This is a genomic window from Desulfobaculum sp. (assembly GCF_054921475.1).
The window spans coordinates 1-5,494 of the sequence record NZ_JBUDSW010000239.1; the positions used below are offsets into that span (position 1 = coordinate 1).

At 61.7% G+C, this 5,494-nt stretch carries 5 protein-coding genes; all 5 read left to right on the forward strand.

The features are described from left to right. Positions 1 to 1,347, forward strand: a 1,347-nt coding sequence (locus tag ACY69P_RS13545; protein ID WP_462327856.1) for an SGNH/GDSL hydrolase family protein, incomplete at its 5' end; no start/stop codon positions are given. A 78-nt stretch (positions 1,348 to 1,425) separates the two neighbouring features. Further along, positions 1,426 to 1,629 carry a hypothetical protein gene (locus ACY69P_RS13550; protein ID WP_462327857.1) on the forward strand — a complete coding sequence of 68 codons (204 nt, stop codon included), beginning with the start codon at positions 1,426 to 1,428 and terminating at the stop codon, positions 1,627 to 1,629. 129 nt (positions 1,630 to 1,758) lie between these two features. Then, on the forward strand, positions 1,759 to 2,034 hold the full coding sequence (locus tag ACY69P_RS13555) for a hypothetical protein (protein ID WP_459899996.1): 276 nt from the start codon (positions 1,759 to 1,761) through the stop codon (positions 2,032 to 2,034). Positions 2,035 to 2,304: 270 nt separating this feature from the next. Continuing rightward, a complete protein-coding gene (locus ACY69P_RS13560) occupies positions 2,305 to 3,690 on the forward strand; it encodes an MBL fold metallo-hydrolase (protein ID WP_462327858.1) in 1,386 nt (461 codons plus the stop codon). 432 nt (positions 3,691 to 4,122) lie between these two features. After that, positions 4,123 to 5,494, forward strand: a 1,372-nt coding sequence (locus ACY69P_RS13565) for a methyl-accepting chemotaxis protein (protein WP_462327859.1), incomplete at its 3' end; no start/stop codon positions are given.

The window sequence follows — 5,494 nt, forward strand, 5'->3', positions numbered from 1 at the left end:
GGGGGCGACAGCACCGCGCGCCATGGTGCGCAGCCGGGTGCACCTTGGCGTGAAGAGCGCGGGGCGAGGGCGGCGGCGCGGCTGGTGGCGGCGCTGTGCGTCGTAAGTGGCGCGGCGTGCCTGCCGCCGGTCTTTGCGGCGGTATTTATGGTCCCCGGCGAATCCGAGCTTGCTGTGCTAGGCGTGGCGGGCGCCCTTGGCCCGGCGTTCATCGTTGTGGGCGCGGCGCTCTGGTGGCGCGGGGCGCGGATGCCACGGACGGTGGCGGTGGTTTTGGGAGTGATGGCTTTGCTGTGGGCGGAGCTTGGCGCGCGGACGGTGGTGCGCTCCGTGCCCGAGCTTGCCGCGCCGTGTGAACGCATCGCCCGCTCCCTTGACGCGTCGGGGGCGCTATTTAAGGGGCAGGCGCTGACGCATTTTCGCGGGCGCAGCGGGCGGGTGTATTATCCCGACGCAGAGGTGCTGAGCCGCGGGGTGCCGTTCAATTCGTATGGGTTCATTGGGCCGCAATGGTCGTTGGTTAAGCCGCAGGGCACTGTGCGCGTGGCGTGTCTTGGCGGTTCCACCACGGCCACGGGGTACCCCCGTGCGCTGGAAGACATCCTGAACGCCGCGCCCGGTGAGACGCGGTACGAGGTGCTGAACTTTGGCACAGGCTACTGGACCAGCCTGCACTCCGTCGTGAACTATATGCTGAACGGGCAGGCCTTCGCGCCGGATGTTGTGGTGTTCCACCATGGCTGGAATGAGATTGAGGCCGTAGTTAACACCCGCACCATGCGCCCGGATTATAGCCATGCGTACAAGGCCTACGCTCCGGCGCGTCCTCCGGCGAGTTTGCGCCCTCTGCTGCGGATAAGCGTGTTGGCGCGCCTTGGCGTGTGGCGCGTTGGGGCGCCGGACTGGATGAACCTGTGGCATGCCATTTATCAGCCGCGTGAGCGGGACATGACCCTGATTGACCGCCCGGGGCGTTGGCGGCCCTTTGAGCGTGCACTGCGCACGCTGGCCGCGCTGGTACGGGCAAACGGGGCGCGGCTGGTGGTGGTGACGCAGCCCCGCTCCACATCCGCGCAGGTCCGGTATGCGGAGGAGGCTCCGGCCATTGATGCGGCCAATGCCGTGGCGCGCCGCGTGGCGGCGAGTGTGCCGGAGGTGACGCTTCTTGACCTTGCCCAAGACCTCACCGGGCAGAATGACCTGTATACCGACCTTGCGCATATGACAGCCGCAGGCCAGCAGGCCAAGGCCCGCGCCATTGCGCGGGCGGTTGTGTCCGCCCTGCGTGACGGCGGCGTAGAAAGCGTAAGAGCGCCCGGAGAGGGCGCGGCGGGTGTGGCCCGTTAAGTGGCGTTGGCTGGTGCGGGAGGCGTAACGGTGGCGCGGAGCTTGCCGTATATTCCATAATGAGCAGAGGAGGGCGCGATGCGAAAGGTTGTGCAGACTGTGGTGCTTGCGCCTTTAGTCTATGCGGGATGCGCGTATGTGGTGCATTGGTGGTACGGCATGCCCATGCAGGAGCTTGTGTACGAAGCCGCGTTTTTGACCCTTGTGGTGCTACCCGTGGTACTCGCCGTTTTTGATACGCCCCGGCGCAGGCGGCAGGCCGCCGAGAAAAAAGACGAATAATTTATGGCATATGGCACATGTGCCATTTTCCCTTGGCGTGACCGTATAGACAGACAGAACGCGGACCGGAGGACGGACCTGCCGGAGGCCGCGCCAGTCTGCCATCATGCAAGGAAAATGGAGAAAGCTATGCTGTATTGTCCCAAATGCGCCGGTGAGTCGTCGGTTTTGCGGTCTTTTGATGATGTGCGCACCGTGTCGCGCCTGCGCCGGTGCAAGCGGTGCGGGTACGCCTTCACCACGACGGAGGTCATTAATGTGGATATGCAGTCCTTTGTGGAGGTCCACGCCCAAAAGGTGAAGGATGAGCAAAAACATGGCACTTCGTCCATGACGCAGGACTACATCGACGCTGTGGGCCGCGCCTATCGCGACAGGCAGCGCAGCGCGCCATGCGCCATGTAACGCCGCCTGCGGGTGCCCCCACCGGACGCGGAGCGCGCCGACCTAGCTGGCCGCTCCGCAAAAGAATATGCGGCAAGGGCTAGACAACCGTACGAAATTTTAGGACAAAGAATGCCGAGGAGCGAATGAGGCTTTCGCGACGCGTTGCGCAGTATATCGTGAGTATGCGGGAACTTGGGAAGGTTCGTGCAGAAGATTGGGCGCGGCGCGGTCAACCATGTGGCGCACTCTGCGCCGCTCCAAAAGCATTGGAAAAATGGAGGAAAGCCCATGTATTTTAAGCAGATTCAAGTCAATGGCCTTGGGTGCCTGTCCTACGTTCTTGGTTGCCCCCAGGCCGGTGAGATGATTGTCGTCGACCCCAAGCGCGATATTCAGGACTATCTGGACATTGCCCGCGACGAAGGCATGCGGGTCACGCATATCATCGACACCCACGTCCACGCGGACCACGTTTCCGGCGCGCATGAGCTGGCGTCGCGCACTGGCGCGCCCATTTGCATGCATCCCGAAACGCCCGCCACCTTCTCCTTCACGCCCCTGCCGGAAGGCCACACCCTCACGGCGGGCAACGCCAAGCTGGAAGTGCTCCACACTCCCGGTCACACGCCGCATTCCATTTCCCTCGTGGTCACGGACCGTGCCCGCGCAGAAGAGCCGATGATGATTCTTACCGGCGACCTGCTGTTTGTGGGTGATGTGGGGCGTCCGGACCTTGCCGGCAAGGAAGAATTGCAGGAGCAGGTGCACAACCTGTATACCTCGCTGTATGAAAAGTTGGGCAAGCTGCCGGATTATCTGGAAGTGTACCCCGCGCATGGCGAAGGCTCGCTGTGTGGCAAGGGGATGAGCGCCAAGCCGCACTCCACCCTTGGCTTTGAGCGTGGGCATAATCCGCGCTTGCAGTACGGCTCCTTTGATGCCTTTGCCGAGGTGATGGGGGCGGATTTCCCCACGCGGCCCAAGAGCTTTAAGTACATCATCTCCACCAACGCGTCCGGCGCGCCGCTGCTGGACCGGTGCCCCATGGAGCGCGCCTTGACCGTGGCCGACTTTGAGGCCGCCATGGAGCGCGGAGCAACCATTATCGATACGCGCGACGGCGCGGCCTTTGGCGGGTGCCACATCCCCGGCGCGGTGAACATCGGCTTTGAGAAGCAGCTTGCCAACTGGGTGGGCATGGTCATTGCGCCGGAGTCCGAGCTGCTCCTTGTGGTGCAGGACAGAGCGGCCTACGACGCCATGCGCACGGAGCTCCACCGCATCGGCTACGACAACATCATCGGCTACCTGTCCGGCGGCATGCAGACGTGGATTTACGCGGGCAAGCCGGTGGAGAGTCTGGAGCAGGTTTCGGCGCACGAGCTGTCCCAGCGTCTGGAATCCGGCACGCCGCCGGTTTTGCTGGACGTTCGCACTCCGGCGGAATGGGACGGCGGACACCTTGAAGGCGCAACGCACATGCCCTTTACCGAGATTCTGGACGCCTGCTGCACGCTGCCGACCTCCGAAGAGGTGGTGGTCTACTGCGGCACGGGCTACCGCTCCAACATTGCTGGCTCGTATATGAGCGCGCATGGCTACACCAACGTCAAATCCCTTGCCGGGGGCATGACGGCGTGGGCCAAGGCCCGCGCCAAGGCGCCCGCTGCGTAACTTGCACACTTCGCTTCGTCATGAAGCATTTGAGGACCGCACCCGTTTAGCCGGTGCGGTCCTTTTTTTGGGCTCAAAGAGTGGAGAACTGCACTGCGTAGAAATTCTTTTCAGCGCCACAGTTGCGCATGCTATAATTCTATAACGATATGGTTTGTCGGGAGATTTTCTTCCCGTTTTTTGCGCCGTTGCCCGCACTTTTCCGAGGAACTTCGGCATTTTGTTCGTGCTTATCCTTCCCCTTGTCTGCTAAAGGAATTGACAGGATTCCGCAGGGGGAGAGTAAAGGAATTCTGTAATTGGCCGATATTTCAGCCATGCTCGCAGTACAACTTATGTGAGCATTTGTTCAATCGTACGGTGCTTTTGCCGTGTCGTCCGCCTGACATCATGCGGCGCGGGTTAAAGGCCGTAACATGAGGAGGATCCTTTATGCTTCGCAGGTTATCCATTGGCTTCCGCATTTTTTTCGTTTTGGGGGTCATGGTGCTGCTCTTTGCGGGGGCGATAGTCAGCTTTTACGCTATCTCCGCCCAGCTCGAGAGTATCTCTGTCACCACGGTTCAGGAAAAGATGCTCAAAGGGCACAAGGACAAGATTCGCATCTCAACACATTCTATGGCACTGACGCTTGCTGACGCCGTCCGGGGACTTGATACGGAGCAGCAAAAGATGGACGCCATCCGCGAGATGACCAATGACATCCGCTTTGAAGATGACGAATCCGGATACTATTTCGCCTACAAAGGAACGGTGCCGTTTTCCGTTCCGGCCAAGACGTCCGTTGAGGGGAACGACCTGTCCGGCGCTAAGGATGAAAACGGCATCTACTACGTCCGCGAGCTTGCCAAGCAGGCCCATGCTGGCGGCGGGTTTGTGGAATATGACTTTGTGAAGCCGGGCATGGGCCTGCAGCCCAAGCTGGCGTACGCCGAGATGATTCCGGGGACCAGCCTGTGGCTGGGCACGGGCGTGTACGTTGATAATGTGCAGGCCGAAGGAAAGCAGGTGGCAAACGCCCTGCACGATGAAGCCCTTACGCAGTTTACGCGCATGCTCATCACCCTTGGTGTGCTGCTGCTCATCGTGGTTGTGGGCTGTATTGCCATCATCCGCAGCATTGTGCGCCCCATCAACGGCGCGACAGAGGCCGCGGAGTCCATCGCCGAAGGCCAGCTGGATGTCTCCCTTGAGCCGCAGGGCACTGACGAGGCCGCCAAGCTGGAAGAGGCGCTGCTCATCATGTCCCGCACGTTAAAGCAGAACATGGCGGACATTGAGGCCAAAACCCGCGACGCCGAAGACAAGGCCCGCCAGGCCGAGGCCGCAACGGAAGAAGCCAACGCCGCGCTGGAAACCGCCAAGCGCGCCCGCAGCGAGGGCATGCTCATGGCCGCCACCAAGCTGGAGGACATCGTGGGCCGCCTTGCTTCCGCCACGGCGCAGATTTCCGCCATGTCCGAGGAAATCAACAACGGCACCATGACCCAGCAGGAGCGCATCAGCACCACGGCCACGGCCATGGAAGAGATGAACGCCACCGTGCTGGAAGTGGCCCGAAACGCCTCCATGGCGGCGGATGCCAGCCGCGAAGCCCTGAACCGCGCGCTCAACGGTCAGGACGTGGTCCAGCATTCCATGAAGGCCATGAACGCCACACAGACGCAGACCGAAGCCCTGAAGACCAGCATGACCCAGTTGCAGGATCAGGCGCAGTCCATCGGCAACATCATGGGCGTTATCACCGACATTGCGGACCAGACCAACCTGCTGGCCCTCAATGCCGCCATCGAGGCCGCCCGCG